At 61.1% G+C, this 17,326-nt stretch carries 14 protein-coding genes; 11 read left to right on the top strand and 3 right to left on the bottom strand.

Annotation, left to right across the window (positions count from 1 at the left end; genetic code table 11):
• Window positions 1–3: 3 nt before the first annotated feature.
• Genes HRF45_09270 through HRF45_09220 form a run of 11 tightly spaced genes read left to right on the top strand, consistent with a single transcriptional unit; the run spans window position 4 to window position 11,854 of the window.
• Window positions 4–3,060, top strand: a complete 3,057-nt coding sequence (locus HRF45_09270) for a TAT-variant-translocated molybdopterin oxidoreductase (protein ID MEP0766714.1) — start codon at window positions 4–6, stop codon at window positions 3,058–3,060.
• Complete coding sequence (gene nrfD, locus HRF45_09265) at window positions 3,057–4,463, top strand: polysulfide reductase NrfD (protein ID MEP0766713.1); 1,407 nt, start codon at window positions 3,057–3,059, stop codon at window positions 4,461–4,463. The genes HRF45_09270 and nrfD overlap by 4 nt, the downstream gene beginning before the upstream one ends.
• Entirely contained in the window at window positions 4,460–4,990 is a 531-nt protein-coding gene (locus HRF45_09260) for a DUF3341 domain-containing protein (GenBank protein MEP0766712.1), read from the top strand. The genes nrfD and HRF45_09260 overlap by 4 nt, the downstream gene beginning before the upstream one ends.
• On the top strand, window positions 4,987–5,655 hold the full coding sequence (locus HRF45_09255) for a cytochrome c (protein ID MEP0766711.1): 669 nt from the start codon (window positions 4,987–4,989) through the stop codon (window positions 5,653–5,655). The genes HRF45_09260 and HRF45_09255 overlap by 4 nt, the downstream gene beginning before the upstream one ends.
• On the top strand, window positions 5,652–6,830 hold the full coding sequence (locus HRF45_09250) for a hypothetical protein (GenBank protein ID MEP0766710.1): 1,179 nt from the start codon (window positions 5,652–5,654) through the stop codon (window positions 6,828–6,830). Before HRF45_09255 ends, HRF45_09250 begins: the two co-directional genes overlap by 4 nt.
• Complete coding sequence (locus tag HRF45_09245) at window positions 6,823–7,245, top strand: hypothetical protein (protein ID MEP0766709.1); 423 nt, start codon at window positions 6,823–6,825, stop codon at window positions 7,243–7,245. The genes HRF45_09250 and HRF45_09245 overlap by 8 nt, the downstream gene beginning before the upstream one ends.
• On the top strand, window positions 7,242–8,075 hold the full coding sequence (locus tag HRF45_09240; GenBank protein ID MEP0766708.1) for an SCO family protein: 834 nt from the start codon (window positions 7,242–7,244) through the stop codon (window positions 8,073–8,075). Before HRF45_09245 ends, HRF45_09240 begins: the two co-directional genes overlap by 4 nt.
• Window positions 8,076–8,093: 18 nt before the next feature.
• On the top strand, window positions 8,094–9,089 hold the full coding sequence (gene coxB / locus HRF45_09235; protein MEP0766707.1) for a cytochrome c oxidase subunit II: 996 nt from the start codon (window positions 8,094–8,096) through the stop codon (window positions 9,087–9,089).
• Window positions 9,086–10,783: a cytochrome c oxidase subunit I gene (gene ctaD, locus HRF45_09230; protein MEP0766706.1), complete on the top strand. Its 1,698-nt coding sequence runs from the start codon at window positions 9,086–9,088 to the stop codon at window positions 10,781–10,783. Before coxB ends, ctaD begins: the two co-directional genes overlap by 4 nt.
• A complete protein-coding gene (locus HRF45_09225) occupies window positions 10,780–11,553 on the top strand; it encodes a cytochrome c oxidase subunit 3 (GenBank protein ID MEP0766705.1) in 774 nt (257 codons plus the stop codon). The genes ctaD and HRF45_09225 overlap by 4 nt, the downstream gene beginning before the upstream one ends.
• Window positions 11,554–11,557: 4 nt before the next feature.
• Entirely contained in the window at window positions 11,558–11,854 is a 297-nt protein-coding gene (locus HRF45_09220) for a cytochrome C oxidase subunit IV family protein (GenBank protein ID MEP0766704.1), read from the top strand.
• 419 nt (window positions 11,855–12,273) lie between these two features.
• On the opposite strand, the gene HRF45_09215 is transcribed toward HRF45_09220, so the two are convergent.
• The 3 genes from HRF45_09215 to HRF45_09205 form a co-directional block, all read right to left on the bottom strand.
• Window positions 12,274–13,491, bottom strand: a complete 1,218-nt coding sequence (locus HRF45_09215; protein ID MEP0766703.1) for a hypothetical protein — start codon at window positions 13,489–13,491, stop codon at window positions 12,274–12,276.
• An 83-nt stretch (window positions 13,492–13,574) separates the two neighbouring features.
• Window positions 13,575–13,733 carry a PEP-CTERM sorting domain-containing protein gene (locus HRF45_09210; GenBank protein ID MEP0766702.1) on the bottom strand — a complete coding sequence of 53 codons (159 nt, stop codon included), beginning with the start codon at window positions 13,731–13,733 and terminating at the stop codon, window positions 13,575–13,577.
• A gap of 945 nt (window positions 13,734–14,678) precedes the next feature.
• Window positions 14,679–16,979, bottom strand: a complete 2,301-nt coding sequence (locus tag HRF45_09205; protein ID MEP0766701.1) for a copper-translocating P-type ATPase — start codon at window positions 16,977–16,979, stop codon at window positions 14,679–14,681.
• Window positions 16,980–17,326: the final 347 nt, after the last annotated feature.

Genomic DNA, 17,326 nt, shown 5'->3' with positions numbered 1-17,326 from the left:
TGCATGGGAAGCGAGAACGGAAACGACAATAGGAATGGGAAGCTGACCCTTGCGGAGATCCGCCTGCGACTCGAGGGCAAGACGGGCCGTGCTTACTGGCGCAGCCTGGACGAGCTAGCGGATACCCCGGAATTCCACGAGTTCCTGCTGGACGAGTTTCCACAGCAGGCACGAAGCTGGGCCGTCGAGATGGACCGACGACAATTCCTGAAATTCGCTGGCGCCTCGCTGGCGCTTGCGGGCCTCGTTTCGGGCTGCCGCTTCCTGCCTCAGGAAAAGATCGTGCCCTTCGTGAAGGCGCCCGAGGACGCAATTCCGGGCAAGCCGATGTACTTCGCGACGGCAATGACCCGTCATGGCTATGCAACCGGGCTGATAGCCACGAGCCACGAGGGCAGACCGACCAAGCTCGAGGGCAACCCCAAGCACCCCGCTAGCCTGGGGGCGGCCGATGCGATCGCGCAGGCGTCCATCCTCGGTCTGTACGATCCAGACCGCTCTACGGACGTGCTCTTCAGGGGCGAGCCCGCGCTTTGGGACGCATTCGTCAGCATGATGCGGGACGTTCGTCGGCAGCATGCGGCGGATGGAGGCGCAGGGCTGCGAGTGCTGACCGAGACGGTCACCTCGCCCTCAATGCTCGCGCTGCTCAATCGCCTGCAGCAGCGCTATCCGCAAATGGTTTGGCACGCCTACGAGCCAGTGAACCGCGACAACGTATGGGAGGGCGCCCGACTGGCCTTCGGCACCGTGGTGGACCCGGTCTATCACCTCGACCGCGCGGACCGAATCCTCTCACTGGATGCCGACTTCCTCTGCTCGATGCCAGGCAGCGTTCGGTATGCCCACGACTTCGCTTTTGGGCGCAAGGTGCGTAAAGGGGTCACCGAGGCGAACCGTTTGTATGTCATCGAGTCCTCGGTGTCCGTGACGGGGGCCAACGCGGATCATCGGGTCGCCGTGAAGCCGAGTGCGGTGGAGCACGCCGCGCGCTCCTTGGCTGCACGGCTCGGGGTGGCTGTCGGTAATGCTTCTTCGCCGGTGCCTGATGCGTGGCTGAACGCCCTGGCCGAGGACCTGCGCGAGCACAGCGGTCGCAGCGTCGTCATCGTGGGTGATGAGCAGCCTGCCGAGGTTCATGCGCTGGCTCATGCCATGAACGCCGTACTGGGTAACGTGGGTCAGACAGTCACCTATGTCCAGGCGCCCCCACGTCCCGTGCACGGCTCGCAGAGAGCGTCGCTGCGTGCACTCGGTGCCGACCTACACGCAGGCAAGGTGCAGACATTGTTGATCCTCGGGGGAAACCCGGCGTACTACGCGCCGACCGACCTCGACTTCGCTGCTGCGTACGCGAAGGCTGGCCTGAAGATCCACGTGGGCTCGCATGTGGACGAAACAGCGGTGCTGTCGGATTGGCATGTACCAGAGTCGCACTTCCTAGAGCGCTGGGAAGATGCTCGTGCCTACGATGGAACCGTGTCTATCACCCAACCACTCATCGAGCCGCTCTACCGCAGCCGATCCCTCGTGGAAGTGTTTCAGCTTCTAGAGGGTGAGCCACGCCGCGGGTACGACATCCTGACCGACTACTGGCGATCCGCTCACGCGCAACCAGACTTCGACGATTGGTGGGAACGTGTCAAGCATGACGGCTTCATCACTAACAGCGCGCTGCCGCCGGCCCCAGTGACTCTGCGCCCCGACCTCGCTTCGACTCTCGGGGCTCCACGACGGACCGAGGGGATCGAATTGACGTTCCGCCCGGATCCGACGGTGGGGGATGGCCGCGATGCGAACAACGGGTGGCTTCAGGAGCTGCCGAAGCCTCTGACCACCGTCACGTGGGACAACCCGGTGCTGATGTCGCCGGCCCTCGCCGAGCGCTTGGGCGTGGAGACGCAGGACGTGATAGCGATCCGTTTGGCGGGTCAGGAACTCGAAGGGGCTGCATGGGTTCAGCCCGGGCACCCCGATGACACCTTGACCGCCTACCTCGGTGGTGGCCGAGCCCAGGCAGGCAAGCTCGGCACCGGAGTCGGTTTCGACACATACCGTCTTCGCACCGTATCCGGGCACGACTACGCATCGGGTGCGGAGATCCGCAAGACGGGCAAGAAGCACACACTCGCTGCCACCCAGAACCATCACACTCTGCATGGCAGTGTCACCCAGCATGGACGCGATCTACTGCGCGTTGGCACTCTGGAGGAGTTCGTTCGCGATCCTTCACTGGGTCACGGCGGTCATGACGGGCATGCAGAGGACCTAACGCTTTACGATCCCCCTAAATCCTTCCGCGATTACGAAGGCCATCGTTGGGGCATGTCCATAGACCTCTCCGCCTGCATCGGCTGCAACGCCTGTGTGGTTGCGTGTCAGGCAGAGAACAACATCCCCGTCGTGGGAAAGGACCAGGTCCGCCGTGGCCGAGAGATGCACTGGATCCGCATAGACCGTTACTTCGAGCGAGGGCTGGACGACCCCGACGTGCACTTCCAGCCTGTGCCGTGTATGCATTGCGAGAAGGCGCCGTGCGAGCCCGTATGCCCCGTCGCTGCAACCACTCACAGCCACGAAGGGTTGAACCAGATGGTGTACAACCGCTGCATCGGCACACGCTACTGCTCCAACAACTGCCCCTACAAGGTACGACGTTTCAACTTCTACAAGTATTCGGCGGGCCAGCCGAACATGGCCCCCGGAAACTATGATCACCCCACCCTGAAATTGCTCGCAAACCCGGATGTCACCATCCGTGGGCGAGGCGTGATGGAGAAGTGCACCTACTGCGTCCAGCGAATCAACGCCGCCCGGATCAAGGCGAAGCAGGAGCGCAGGCCCATCGCGGATGGGGAAGTGGTGCCTGCGTGCGTACAGACGTGCCCCACCGGTGCCATAGTGTTCGGAGACGTAGCCGACGCCGGTAGCAGAGTTTCCAAGCTGAAGTCGGAGCCGCACGACTACGGCTTGTTGACGGAGCTCAACACTCGACCGCGCACCACCTACCTGGCAAGAATCAAGAACCTCAATCCGCAGCTTAGTGAGGAACAGGCGTGAGCGACGCAGTGGACACTCGGGTCCTGACCGGAAGGAACAGCTACAGCTCGCTGGGCGACCAGATCGGCTCCATCGTGCTGGACCAGCGCTCGCATAAGCTGCCCTGGTATGGCGGTTTCGCGCTCGGTTTCCTGCTGCTCAACGTGATGCTGCTCTCGCTCGCGTGGCTGCTATATATGGGCATCGGTGTGTGGGGTGTGAACGTTCCCGTCGGTTGGGGGTTCGCAATTATCAACTTCGTGTGGTGGATCGGTATCGGCCACGCGGGTACGCTCATCTCGGCTATTCTGTTGCTGACACGGCAGAATTGGCGTAACTCGATCAACCGCTTCGCCGAAGCGATGACCATCTTCGCCGTCATGTGCGCGGGCCTCTTCCCGCTCCTGCACACAGGACGCCCGTGGGCTGCCTATTGGATGTTGCCGTACCCAAACATCCTAGGCGCTTGGCCGCAGTTCCAGAGCCCCCTGATCTGGGACGTGTTTGCCGTCACCACCTATATCACCGTTTCGGCGCTGTTCTGGTTCGTCGGCCTCATACCCGACTTCGCCACCCTGCGCGACAAGGCCAAGAACCTGATCCTGAAACGTGTGTTCGGCATGGCGTCGTTCGGGTGGCGTGGCTCGGTAAAGCACTGGTTCCGGTATGAGACGGCCTACCTGATCCTCGCCGGCCTCTCTACCCCGCTGGTTCTCTCGGTGCACAGCGTGGTCAGTTTGGACTTTGCCGTCTCGATCATCCCGGGTTGGCATGCTACCATCTTCCCGCCCTACTTCGTCGCCGGAGCCATCTACGCAGGCTTCGCGATGGTGCTACTGCTCACCATACCTATCCGCAAGTGGTACGGCCTCGAGCACATGATCACGATGCACCACATAGACTGGATGGCGAAGATCATGCTGGCGACGGGGTTGATCGTCTTCTACGGCTACATCGCCGAGGCGTTCTACGGTTGGTACAGCGCCAACGAGTTCGAGTGGCACATGATATGGAACAACCGCATGACCGGTACCTACTCGTTGCTGTATTGGTCCCTCATCTTCTGCAACGGATTGGTACCCCAGCTCCTGTGGTGGCCGAAAGTCCGCCGCAACACGCTGATGCTGTTCACCATCAGTCTGGTGGTCAGCGTAGGGATGTGGCTCGAGCGCTTCATCATCGTGGTTACCAGCCTGCACGAAGACTTCGTGCCCTCCGCTTGGGGCTTCTATAACCCCACCATCTGGGACTGGGGTCTGTTCCTCGGTACGATAGGTCTGTTCACGTTCTTGATGTTCCTGTTCGTCCGATACCTGCCCATGATCAACATCTTCGAGATGAAGGACCTGCTGCACAAGTTGAAGCCCGGTCATGCGGCGCCTGCCGTTGCGCACCATGGCTCTGGGGGTGGAGAGACTCAATGAACGGCCTGCATGGCATCGTGGCGGAGTTCGACAATCCCGAGGACCTGGTGGTAGCGGTTCATAAGGCTCGGGAGAACGGCTACACTCGGCTCGACGCTTACACGCCGTTCCCCATCCATGGTCTGGCCGAGGCCATCGGCTTCAAGGACAATCGTGTGCCTTGGATCATCTTTATCTTCGGCGTGCTCGGGGCCGCTATCGGGTACGGCCTGCAGTACTACATTACGACCATCAACTACCAGCTCAATGTCGGAGGAAGGCCGACTCATAGCTGGCCGCACTATATCCCCGTCACGTTCGAAAGTGCCGTGCTGCTGGCGGCGTTCGCGGCGGTGTTAGGGATGCTTGCGCTGAACGGGCTGCCGCACCCCCACCACCCAATCTTCAACCATAGCCGCTTCGAGCTGGCGACGGACGATCGGTTCTTCCTGTGCATCGAAGCCGATGACCCACAGTTCGACCCGAGTGAAACAATGCAGTTCCTCCGCTCGCTCGACCCGACTGGAGTGGAAGAGGTGCCGGAATGAGGCGACTGTTAATGCGGACAGGTCCCCTTTTTGCGGTGGCATTCATCGCCGGTTGCCACACCGACATGTGGGTGCAGAACAAGGTGCACAAACCCTACCAAAAGAGTGCCTTCTTCGCGGACAAGCAGTCTTCTCGGCCGCGAGTGCCGTACACGGTGCCGCAGGGTGAGCTGCGCACAGACAGGGAGATGTACACCGGCATCATCGGTGGTACCCGCGTTCCGATAGACATCCGGTCGGGTTCACCCGTTCAGACGGGCATCTTCCGCGGAACGTATGTAGACAAGTTCCCCTTTGCAATCACACGGCAGGACCTCCTCAGAGGCCAGGCGCAGTTCGACGCCTTCTGCTCCCCCTGTCACGGGCGCGCGGGGGATGGAAACGGCATGATTGGTGCGCGGGGGTTCAACCTGCAGCGAAAGCCGGCGAACTACCACACGGACCGCTTGCGACAGATGCCAATTGGTCACTTCTATGATGTGATTACGAACGGCTACGGTGTGATGTACGGGTACGCCTCCCGCATCGAAGTGAAAGACCGTTGGCGGATCGTGGCTTACATCCGGGCCTTGCAGCTTGCGCAGGGCGCACCGGTATCTGAACTTTCGGCGGTGGACCGGGAGCGGCTGAATGAAGCAGTCCGAGCAGGAGGGGAGCGGCCGTGAACGTAGAAAGCCGACCCGTTCTCGCCCGCCTGCAGATCGTCGGCGTACTAGCCGCAGTGGTAGGTCTGATAGGGTGCGCGCTGGCCTTCGGACAGGACGTTAAAGTGTTCCAGCAAAGCTACCTGTTCGGGTTCGTCTTCTGGTGCAACGTGTCGCTCGGATGCCTGGGCGTCAGCTTGTTGCACCATGCGATCAAGGCGCGGTGGTCGCTGCCGGTGCTGCGTTTCTTTGAAGCAGGATCGTCGCTGTTGCCCTACATCTTAGTGCTGTTCATCCCCGTGTTGTTGTGGCTGCCAGACCTGTATCCGTGGGCTGTTCCGGACGCGGCCGCGCACGACGCGGTGATACGTTTCAAGGCGCCGTACCTCAACTCGACGCGGTTCGTTCTTTTCGCCATCGGGTACTTCGTCGTGTGGATCGGGCTTGCTTCGATCCTGAATCGGTCCTCGGCGGCACAGGAGAGCAGCGGCAACGCTACGCTTGCGCAGGGCCGCGCCAACCTCGGTGCCGCAGGCCTGGTGCTGTATGTGCTGACGGTGACCTTCGCCACGACCGACTGGGTGATGTCTCTCGACCCGCACTGGTACTCCACCGTGTACGGTGTAATGTTCGTGGTTGCCCAAGGATACGCAGCGCTGGCGCTCGCGACCGTGATGTTAGGCTTGTTCGGTAGGCGAAAACCGGTGTCGGACGAGCTGACCCCGCGTCTGACCCGCGATCTCGGCAACATGCTGCTCACGTTCACCATGCTATGGGCGTACATAGCATTCTCGCAGTATGTTATCATGTACTCGGGCAACCTGCCCGAAGAGATCACCTATTATACAGCGCGCCTGCAGGGCACCTGGTGGGCCGTCGGAACGGGGCTGGTCGTCTTCCAGTTCTTCGTACCGTTCGTCTTGTTGCTGTCCGGGCGAACGAAGCGTACCCCGAGCCTTATCGTTTCGGTCGCCGTGTGGATCCTGCTCATGCGAGTCGTGGACACATTCTGGACCGTCACGCCGTTCTTCTATAGCGACGGTGGCGTGGTACCGGCAGTGGCTTATTGGGGCTCGGCCTCTACGTTGCTCGCAATGGGAGGCCTCTGGCTTTTCCTTTACGCGCATCGGCTGGGTCGGTACCCGCTGGTGGCCCGCCACCAAACCCTGTCGGAGGAGGTGCCGCAGCATGTCTGACCAGCACCCCACACCCGATCCGCTGACTCAACTAGGCTATGAACCGCGAGACGTTTCGACGGGACCGCTGCTCAAGTGGGCAATAGCCCTAGCGGTGTTCATCGTAGCCTCGCTGATGGTCTCGCTGGGCATCTACAGCCTGACGATGCCGCCGCCGGAGAAAATGCGACAGAAGACCGGCCCGATCAACGCTGTGCAGCCGATGCCGGATGCACCGATTCTTCAGGTGAACCCCGCGCTGGATATGCGCAAGTTCCGCATCGAGGAAGACCGCACGCTGCACAGCTACGGATGGGTGGATCAGGCAAGAGGAATTGCGCACATCCCCGTCGAGCGAGCGATGGAACTGATCGCAGAGAAAGGATTGCCCACTCGGCAGTCCACAACTCCCGCCCCCGAGGGAGGCATCCAATGAAGGTGGTATCGAGAATCGCCGCGCTCTGGCTGTTGTGTGTGGCCTGCGCGATCTCCTGGTCGCAAGGCGCAGACGATATCACGCGCGAGGTTGCACTCGATCAAAGGCTAGGAAACGTCGTCCCAGCCGACATCCCGTTCGTGGACGAGAACGGTAACGCGGTGCGAATCGGTGACTACTTCGGTGACAAGCCGATCGTGCTTGCACTCGTCTGGTACAAGTGCCCGGGCATCTGCATCGCTATCGAAGAGGGGATGATCCTCGCTTTCCGCGAGCAGTCGTTCCAGATTGGGAAGGACTACAAGGTGCTTAGCGTCAGCATCGCCTCGGAAGAAGGCCCGGAACTGGCGAAGGCCAAGCAGGAAGATGCCATCGAGCGCTATGGCAAGCCCGAAGGCAAAGAGGGCTGGCACTTCCTCACAGGCACCAAGGAGTCGATTGCCAAGCTCGCATCCACGGTCGGATACCGCTTTATGTACGATGCAAAGACACACCAATATGCGCATCCTGCGGGCCTCATCGTGCTCACGCCTCAGGGTAAGGTATCACATTACTTCTATGGAGTGGAGTTCCGCCCACGCGACTTGCGACTCGCTCTCGTATCGGCTGGGGGTGGCAAAATCGGTACGCCAGTGGACAAAGTGCTGCTCACCTGTTACCACGTGGACTTGACCACAGGGAAGTATAACTTGGCCATCACGCGAATACTCCAAATTACCGGTGGTATCACGGTAGCAGTGTTGTTCGGAAGCATCTTCTATCTTTCCAAAAGATACAGGACTCGTGTTCCATCGAACGGAGGGGAGGAGCCAGCGCCCGACACTGCGTAGAGGCGTTAGGAGTATCAGATGCCGGATTTCACGTTGCTCCCCGAACAGGCTTCGACCTTCGCAGAGAAGATGGACCCCCTCTTCTATGTGATGGTGCTGCTCAGCCTCTTCTTCATAGTGCTAGTCTTCACCCTCGTCATCTTCTTCGCCGTGCGCTATCGGCGAGGAAGCAAGGCAAGTCGCCGAGGAGCTTCCTCCCATAACGTGAAGCTCGAGATCGTCTGGACGGCGATACCGCTGATTCTCGGACTCGTCGTCTTCTTCTGGTCCGCCAAACTGTTCGGTTACGTGCGCACGGTGCCGGAAGATGCCGTCGAGATATTCGTCATCGGAAAGCAGTGGATGTGGCATATGCAGCATCCCAATGGAGTCCGAGAGAACAACGAGCTGCACGTGCCAGCCGGCCGACCTATCAAGCTGGTCATGATCTCGCAGGACGTTATTCATGACCTTTACGTGCCTGCCTTTCGCATCCATCAGGACGTGCTTCCGGGCAAGTACACCTACGCATGGTTCGAGGCTACCAAGACGGGCAAGTACCGCATCTACTGCGGCCAGTACTGCGGCACACAGCATTCGGAGATGACGGGCTTCGTGTACGTGATGGAGCCGGCGGAGTACCAAGCCTGGCTGGCCAGCGGCGGCGACAAGACCCGAATGACACAGCTCACGATGGACGAGGCCGGCCAGCAGATATACGACCGCCTTCAGTGCGGGTCATGCCATGGATTCGCCCCAGCGAGGGCACCGTCTCTGATAGACCTCTATGGAACCAAAGCAAAGCTTGTGGATGGTCGCACGGTCACCGTGGACGAAACCTATATCAGGGAGTCTATCGTCGCACCGGACTTGAAGATCGTCGAGGGCTACCAAGCCATCATGCCGTCTTACAAAAACCAACTGAGCGAGGACCAGTTGTTACAGCTAATCGCCTTCATCAAGTCCCTTAGGAGCGGCATGCAGGCGCCGATCCCTAAGAAGGAGGCAGACTCGCCTGCGGGTGGTGCTAGATGAGCGTGCAGACCGCCACTCCCGGCGCTACCGAGCAGCCGAGAACGCACTACCTAAACGCCGGGCATACCATCGCTTCGTGGCTGCTCACCACCGATCACAAGCGCATCGCGATCCTATACATGATCTCGATCACGATCGCCTTTTTCATCGGCGGTGCGGCGGCGGCGATGATCCGCATCGAACTGACATCGCCCACCGGGGTGATGCTGGAGCACGAGACCTACAACAAGATGTTCTCGATGCACGGCATCGTAATGATCTTCTTGTTCCTCATCCCGTCCATTCCCGCAGTGTTGGGGAACTTCCTGATACCGATGATGATCGGTGCGAAAGACCTCGCGTTCCCCCGACTGAACCTGCTGAGTTGGTACTTATATATGGCAGGTTCCATCCTCGCTGTGGTGGCGATGATCACCGGCGGTGTAGACACGGGCTGGACTTTCTACGTTCCCTACAGCAGCGTGTATGCGAACAGCAATGTGGTGCTCGTTATCTGCGGTGCGTTCATTGTCGGCTTTTCGTCCATCGCGACGGGCATCAACTTCATCGCTACCATCCACAAGATGCGGGCGCCGGGTCTGACGTGGTTCAGGCTCCCACTGTTCGTGTGGGCGCACTATGCTACCAGCATCATCATCGTGCTCGGAACGCCAGTGGTGGCAATCACTCTTGCACTCGTTGCGGTCGAGCGACTTTTCCACATCGGCGTTTTCGATCCGGCGCAGGGCGGCGATCCTGTGTTGTTCCAGCACCTATTTTGGTTCTATTCCCATCCGGCCGTGTACATCATGATCCTGCCCTCGATGGGCGTGGTCAGCGAGATGATCACCTGCTTCTCGCGTCGAAAGCCGTTCGGCTACAACTTCATCGCGTTCTCCAGCTTGGCCATCGCCGTGTTCGGCTTTCTGGTTTGGGGCCACCACATGTTCGTCAGTGGCCAGTCGGTCTACCTCGGCATCGTCTTCTCCGTGCTCAGTTTCGTGGTGGCCGTGCCTTCTGCAGTCAAGACATTCAACTGGACTGCTACCATGTATAAGGGCCGCATCTGGTTCACGGCGCCGATGCTGTATGCCCTGGGATTCATCGGCCTGTTCACCATTGGCGGACTAACGGGCTTGTTCCTGGCAGCGATGGCGACCGACGTACACCTACACGACACCTACTTCGTGATCGCTCACTTCCACTACATCATGGTAGGCGGAGCGATCATGGGCTACATGGGTGGATTGCACTTCTGGTGGCCGAAGATGACGGGACGCATGTACCCCGAATCTTGGGCGAAGCTGGCGGCTGGCATCACCTTCTTGGGCTATAACCTCACGTTCTTCCCGCAGTTCATCATGGGCCTGCAGGGAATGACACGGCGATACCACTACTACCCCGAGGAGTTCCAGGCGCTCAACGTCTTGTCCTCGGCGGGTGCCAGCATTCTTGCAGTCGGATACATCATTCCGCTGGCCTACTTCCTGTGGTCGTTGTGGTATGGCAAGAAGGCTGGTCCCAACCCGTGGCGCGCCGCCGGGCTCGAGTGGATGACCGATTCGCCTCCCATCACTTACAACTTCGAGAAGACGCCTATCGTAACGTGGGAGGCCTACGAGTACCCTGAAAACGAAGAGGACGATCCCCTGCCGGACCTGGATGACGAGGATCAGCTGCTCGCAGTGGGATCGGGAGAGGCACCGAAGCGATGAGCCTGGAAGCAACCGCGCACGGCACACACGACGAGCACCTCGCCCACCAGTTCGAGGACATGCCACAGCAGAACGATGCGTACCTGGTCGGCATGTGGGCTTTCCTCGTCACGGAGATCATGTTCTTCGGAGCGCTATTCACAGCGTACATGATCTATCGTTTCACCTATCCACACACGTTCCTCGACGCGCACCGCGAGCTGGACGTCCCGCTAGGCGCGATCAACACGTTCGTGCTGCTTACCAGTAGTCTCTTCGTAGCACTCGGTGTTCGTGCGGCGCAGCTCGGCAACAGAAAGGGCGTGCTGCTCTGGCTGTCGCTGACACTCCTATGCGCTTTCGGCTTCCTGGGAATCAAAGCCGTGGAATACAGCCATAAGTTCGAGCATAACTTAGTACCTGGCTCCAACTTTCGGTACGAAGGCAAGTTGCCTACCCAGCCGGATAGGGGTTTGGTAGATACTCCAGGCGTGCAGCGAGGATTGGACGCCGGTGGTCCGATGATCGGCGCAGTGCGGTTAGGCTCCGGCCAGATGCAGGCGCAGAGCGTGCAGATGTTCTTCGGTCTCTACTTCGTGATGACCGGTCTGCATGCGCTGCACGTGATCGTGGGAATCCTGGTCATCGGCTTCGCGGTGCTACTGGTGGCTAGGCGACATAAGTCGGTCCAGTACTTCATGCCGATCGAATTGATCGGCTTGTACTGGCACTTCGTGGACATCGTGTGGATTTTCCTGTTCCCGCTTTTCTATCTGATACCGCAGGGGTAGTCGTATGAGTGAAGAGCAGCATCATGTGGTCCCGGTGAGCACCTACGTCGTCGTCTATGTGCTCCTGGTGATCCTGTTAGGTGCGACGGTCGGGGTGTCGTACTTGCACCTCGGCATCTTCAGCAATCTGGTTGCGCTACTGATCGCGTCGGTAAAAGCGTTGCTCGTTGTTCTGTACTTCATGGGCGTGCGGTACAGTAGCCGGCTCGTGTGGCTCTGGGCCGCCGCAGGATTCCTGTGGCTGATCATCCTCTTCGGCGCAATCCTTGACTACATGACCAGAGGCTGGACCCCCGCGTAGTCCGATACCATCCTCCCTCGGATGAAGGGATCGTGCTAACATTGGTGTCCCGGCCGACCCGTTTTGCTCGCCTCCACGCATCGGAGCGGAAGGATGGACCTCTGGCGACCGTCATGCCGAGCCTGTCGAAGCATGACGCCACATACTCCCACCCTCACGCCGGACGCTACTACCTCCTGCGGCTCACAATCAGATGCTTCGACAGGCTCGGCATGACGGCACCGGGCTGCACGCGGTTGCATGCTTCGACAGGCTCAGCATGACGTTAGCTTCGACAAGCTCAGCATGACGGGCAGGTGCATCACTGTCGATCATAGGTCCATGCGCAAAGGATGTTGGGTGGACGGGATCCGGCCCAACCAAGGTACTTACCATCCCTCCATCCCCCTCGGATGGAGGGATGGGGCAAACAGAGCCCCCTACTTCTCCGTCTCCTTCGGCGCAGGCGGCGGCATGTCGGAGGGTAGGCGGAAGCGGGTCAGGTCCTGAATCGGGAGATCCGGCAGGTCCTCGTCCACGTTCGCGATATACAGCCACCAGTTGTTATAACCATACTGCGTGTAGCCGGGGAACTTCGGCACCCGCTCCAGCAGCCACTTCATGTAGCCGAAGTGGTTGTTCCCCCACTCCTGACTGGACACTAAGCGCGGCTTGCCTCGCAGGTCCGGGTACCGAGTCCAGTTGTCGGCCCAGGACTCCACACGCCGCGGGTTGTTATAGTCGTACCCGCCCTGGCCGTTCGGGGGGACATGGCAGTTGCCGACGTGGGAAGGCGTACCCACATGATCCATCTCGAGCCACGAGAACACGTTCCAGGGGTCCCGCTTGTTGTGCGTGTCCCAGATGCCGTCCGCCATGGCGAGCGCCGCCATGCTCTCGATGCGGTGTGCATAGCTGTGGATCATGTTGTCCGGTCCCACCTCGTAGTTGAACCCCATCACCCACATGGTATGGCCTATCTCTTCCGGAATGTCGTAAGGGCGATAGAACCACGGATTGTCGGTGGGCCCGAACCTCGCGTAGCGGTTGGGAATGTAACCGGCGAACTCGTCCATGTGCATCCCAGAAGCGCCCCAGACCCACAGCTCGGTGATATGCTCCTTCTTGCATCGCTCGAGAAGGCCGTTCTCTACGAAGAACATGCGATAACTGCTCGTGGTAGGCTGCCACTTCTCCGTCTTGCGAGCCTCCAGATAGGTCTCGTCCGTGTAGCGAAATCCATCGGTCTTGATCGGGAACGCATCTACCTCGATGAAGTCCACGATCTGGTAGTTGATGTACCCCCAGCTCGCTTCACGCACGACATTAGCGAGGATGTGCGAGTACTCGACGGGATCGTTGGCATTCAAGTACTCGATAAGGCGCTTACCGCCTGCACTGTGCATGGTAGGGTTGTAGATGAGCACGATCACCTTTGCAAGCTTGCGGCCGGTTGCTGCCTTCTCGTTGTACACGAACTTCGGGCGCGTCCACTTAGCCGCAGCACGGTCTCGAACGGTGTAAGACCCTGTCATCTGCTTACGGCCTTCGGGCTGAACGATGGGGAGAGCCTTCCACGACGGCTCGGCCTGCTTCTGGAAGGGAGAGGCCATCCCGGTAACGGACAGGGCGAATAGAGGGAGCAGGAACTGGATCATCTCAGGGACACTCCTTGTTAGGTGCCGCAATGGTACCGCGCCGGCGGCCGCTGGGCCGCCGGCGCGTGCCTATCCGAGATGAACTATCGCCTGCGCAGTGCGGCAGCCAGCGCGATGCCTCCCACCAGGATCACTCCGAGCGTGTTAGGCTCCGGCACGGGATCAATGTTGATATTCCCGTTCCACAGGTTGCCGCGGAAGACGATTGCCAGGTCCACGGGGGTCACGACACCCTGACCCATTGCCGGGACGCCGTCATGCACGATGAGCAGATTGACGTTCTGGCCCTGCAGGATGAAGTTGGAGAAGTAACCGACGGTGGTAACCGTGTGGCCCAGACCGAAATCCTGGTTCCACGGATTGCCGTACTCGTCAATCCCACCGATTTGCCCCGGGTTGGCTCCGAAGTCGTAAACCGGATAGTTGATGCCGCCGATGTTGGCGAACTGGCCCGTATTCACGATGCCCCAATGTTGGAAACTCGTGAGAAGCGGTCTGCCCGCGTTGATCTCAGCGACGGCGTTGGCGTATCCATTGGCGAGGATGAGGCTGACGCCCCAGCCGTAGCCCACCTTGCCCGCGGGCCGGGGGCCTGGCGGGGCCAGCTGGCCTACGCCGAACTTGGTGTTGTTGGCATCCCAGCGGGCAAAGTTGCGAATGCCATTGACCGCGTCGAAGCCGCTCGCGTTTGGGTCGGAAAGGAACGTGCCGGCGTGTCCGTCGTCGGCAACAGCCCAATCGTTCGTGTCCATGAACCAGCCCAACTCATAGGCCACTGCCTTGCCGGGGATGGCGGGGTTGCCCGCTACCCCTGCGTAGCCTCCTGCATCCCAATACAGGATGATATTGGCGCCGGCGGTGGGGGTGCACCAGTTGGGTGTCGCGACGACCGGCCAGCCACCGGCAGCGGCGGGCGGCATGCACACGTCGGGCACGAGCGGAAGATAAGAGGATTGCGCGCTTGCTGCAAGCGGCAAGCATACGCTAACGATCAACAGCGCCGAGAGCCTCGAGGCGCTCATGCTGTTTGTTCCTCCTTTAGATGGAGCGCGACGCCCCGCGGCACGGGGTGGGCGCATTGCCCCCCAGGTCGGGTTTCTGCCGGAGGAATTGAATAACGGAAACCTGCTTGTGCATGATTCCACAGATTCCGCCGATTCGCAAGGGAATTGATCACTCCCAGGCGATCACGTGGGTCGCCTAGGGAGCCAGCGACGAAGGCGCAGCGAGTTGGTCACGACCGACACGGAGGAGAGTGCCATCGCCGCAGCCGCCGCAAGCGGCGGCAGAAAGTGCCCGGTCAGAGGATACAGCGCGCCCGCAGCCAACGGGATGCACAGCGAGTTGTACAAGAAGGCGAAGAGCAGGTTCTGGCGGATGTTCCGCAGCGTGGCGCGGGACAGCTCGACGGCATCCGGCAGCGCCTGAAGGCCCGTGTTCACGATGGTCACGTCCGCAGTCTCCATCGCGGCTTCCGAGCCCGAACCCATGGCGATCCCGACGTCGGCTGCCGCTAACGCCGGCGCATCGTTCACCCCGTCGCCCACCATCGCGGTCGCCCCGCGAGCCTGCCGAATCGAACGCACCAAAGCAGCCTTCTCGTCCGGCATTACTTCGGCATGAACCTCTTCAAGACCCAGCTTCTGCGCAATCGCTTGGGCCGTGGCGGCGTTGTCGCCGGTCAGCATATGCAGCTTCACTCCGAGAGCACGCAGCCGTCTCAGCGCTTCGGGGGCTTCGGGTCGCAGCGGGTCGCCCAGAGCCACGGAGCCCAAGAACCGCCGGTCCAGTCCGACGAGCGCGACCGTGTGCCCCTCGTCCACCATTTCGTGGCCGTCCACCTTCGTCCCCGATTGCTCCAACAACGCCTGCCTCCCGACCACGCCAATCTTGCCGTCCGGCCACTCCGCGCGCACCCCGAGCCCGGCAACCGCAGTCGTTCGGTCCGGTCGCTCGAAAGCGAGCCCGCGCTCCGCGGCTTCGGCCGTCACCGCGCGTGCCAACGGGTGCTCCGAACCTGCCTCGATGGCGGCCGCTACCGCCAGCAACTCGTCCTGCGACGCCCCGTTCACCGGGCACAGCGCAACTACCTTGGGCTTGCCTTCCGTCAGAGTGCCCGTTTTGTCCAAGCACATGGCGCGCACGCTACCCAGCTTCTCCAACGCCTCGGCATCCCGGAATAGCACCCCCATCGAAGCCCCGCGACCGATGCCGACGACGATGCTGGCAGGCGTGGCGAGACCCAGCGCGCATGGGCACGCGATGATCAGCACCGTCACCGCGTTCATCACCGCACGCTCCAGCCCGAACGAGGGCAAGAACCCGTACCACAACACGAATGTCCCGATGGCGATCAAAAGAATGACAGGTACGAAGACGCCGCTGATCTGGTCCGCCAGCCGCTGCACGGGCGGGCGCGAAGCCTGCGCTGCGTCCACCAGCCTCAGGATACGCATCAGCGTGCTGTCTCCCGGCCCGGTGTCCACCCGCACCTCGATCGCGCCGTGACCGTTCAGTGAACCCGCGAACACCTTGTCGCCGGCGCTCTTCGGCACCGGTGCGCTCTCGCCGGTCAGCAGCGACTCGTCGGCTTCCGAAGTTCCCACCAGAATCACGCCGTCGGCGGGTACCTTCTCTCCCGGACGGACCAGCACCCGGTCTCCCACTTTTAGGTCCTCGGCAAGGACTTCGCGCTCGCCCTCCTCGGTCAGCAGCGATGCGGTCTTCGGGCGAAGACCCATCAAGGCCTTCATCGCATCACCCGCCTTCGCCCTCGCTCGCGTCTCCAGGTATCTCCCGAGGGTCACGAGTGCGATGAGTCCGGCGGCGGTCTCGAAGAATGTGTGGCGCGAGTGCCCGATTAGGCACAGATAGAGACTGTACGCGAACGCCGAGACCGCTCCGATGCTGATTAGCACACTCATGTCGGCGGAGCGAGCCTTCAGTGCCTTCCACGCTCTTCCGAGGAACGAAGCCCCCGCGCCGAAGGTTGCGACGGCGGCCAATCCGGCCTCCACTCCCCAGTGTGCCCGGGGCATGCCGGGAACCATGGCGCCCATCAGCGGCAGGAAACACAGCAGGCTGACGAGGAACCGGTTGCGCTCCGCCAGCATCTCACGATGCCTGCGCAGTTCCGATTCGGCTCGGCTGACGCGGCTCGCGTCCTCGGCCCCATAGCCGATCTTGCGCACCGCCGCGAGGATATCCGCTACGACTGCCGTTGCCGGATCGAACCATACGCGGCCCCGTTCGGTGGGCAGGCTCACCTCGGCAGATGCGACGCCCGGAACACGCCTGAGCGCCTTCTCCACCCTGGCCACGCAGGCGGCACACGTCATCCCCTCGATGGCGACGTCCAGGACGGCCTCGGCCTGCGCCGGTCGCGCGTGCTCCTCCGCACGCCGACCGCCCCAGAAAAACACGGCGATACCCAGCCCCGCCAGAAGCCCCCCGGAGACAGTAATCATCTCGTGCATTTCTATACCCATTCTACGTCAGACTACTCTGCTTCAGCGTTTGGAATGGCAATGGAGCGCCAATCCGGGGTACCCGACACTAGTTGTCGTAAGCCGGCGAGCTGGGCGACGCCCGACGGCACGCTACTGCTCACCGTGCGCGACCGGGTGGGTGCCGAGGGCCGAGCTATCGTGTCGCTGCATGGCCTCACATTCGCCGTGCCATTGGCGCCGGTGAGACGTTAGCCCGGAACTCGTACTGGTTGCACCGGCCGCGCACACGAGCCAATCCGGCATGACGGCCAGTACCTGCCGGATTGCTCCCTCACGAAGGGCGCGCCCGTGCCTCGTGCCGCGAACTCTGACGTGAGGCCAGGCAC

The sequence above is a fragment of the Fimbriimonadia bacterium genome, assembly GCA_039961735.1.
Classification (GTDB): Bacteria; Armatimonadota; Fimbriimonadia; order Fimbriimonadales; family JABRVX01; genus JABRVX01.
This window is presented reverse-complemented; position numbering and strand designations above follow the sequence as displayed.

Coding starts and splice junctions, on each gene's coding strand:
- HRF45_09260 (MEP0766712.1), top strand. CDS start 4,460: ATGAACGGCCTGCATGGCATCGTGGCGGAGTTCGACAATCCCGAGGAC.
- HRF45_09240 (MEP0766708.1), top strand. CDS start 7,242: ATGAAGGTGGTATCGAGAATCGCCGCGCTCTGGCTGTTGTGTGTGGCC.
- HRF45_09245 (MEP0766709.1), top strand. CDS start 6,823: ATGTCTGACCAGCACCCCACACCCGATCCGCTGACTCAACTAGGCTAT.
- HRF45_09225 (MEP0766705.1), top strand. CDS start 10,780: ATGAGCCTGGAAGCAACCGCGCACGGCACACACGACGAGCACCTCGCC.
- HRF45_09205 (MEP0766701.1), bottom strand. CDS start 16,979: ATGGGTATAGAAATGCACGAGATGATTACTGTCTCCGGGGGGCTTCTG.
- HRF45_09220 (MEP0766704.1), top strand. CDS start 11,558: ATGAGTGAAGAGCAGCATCATGTGGTCCCGGTGAGCACCTACGTCGTC.
- coxB (MEP0766707.1), top strand. CDS start 8,094: ATGCCGGATTTCACGTTGCTCCCCGAACAGGCTTCGACCTTCGCAGAG.
- HRF45_09210 (MEP0766702.1), bottom strand. CDS start 13,733: ATGGGTCAGGGTGTCGTGACCCCCGTGGACCTGGCAATCGTCTTCCGC.
- HRF45_09270 (MEP0766714.1), top strand. CDS start 4: ATGGGAAGCGAGAACGGAAACGACAATAGGAATGGGAAGCTGACCCTT.
- HRF45_09215 (MEP0766703.1), bottom strand. CDS start 13,491: ATGATCCAGTTCCTGCTCCCTCTATTCGCCCTGTCCGTTACCGGGATG.
- ctaD (MEP0766706.1), top strand. CDS start 9,086: ATGAGCGTGCAGACCGCCACTCCCGGCGCTACCGAGCAGCCGAGAACG.
- HRF45_09255 (MEP0766711.1), top strand. CDS start 4,987: ATGAGGCGACTGTTAATGCGGACAGGTCCCCTTTTTGCGGTGGCATTC.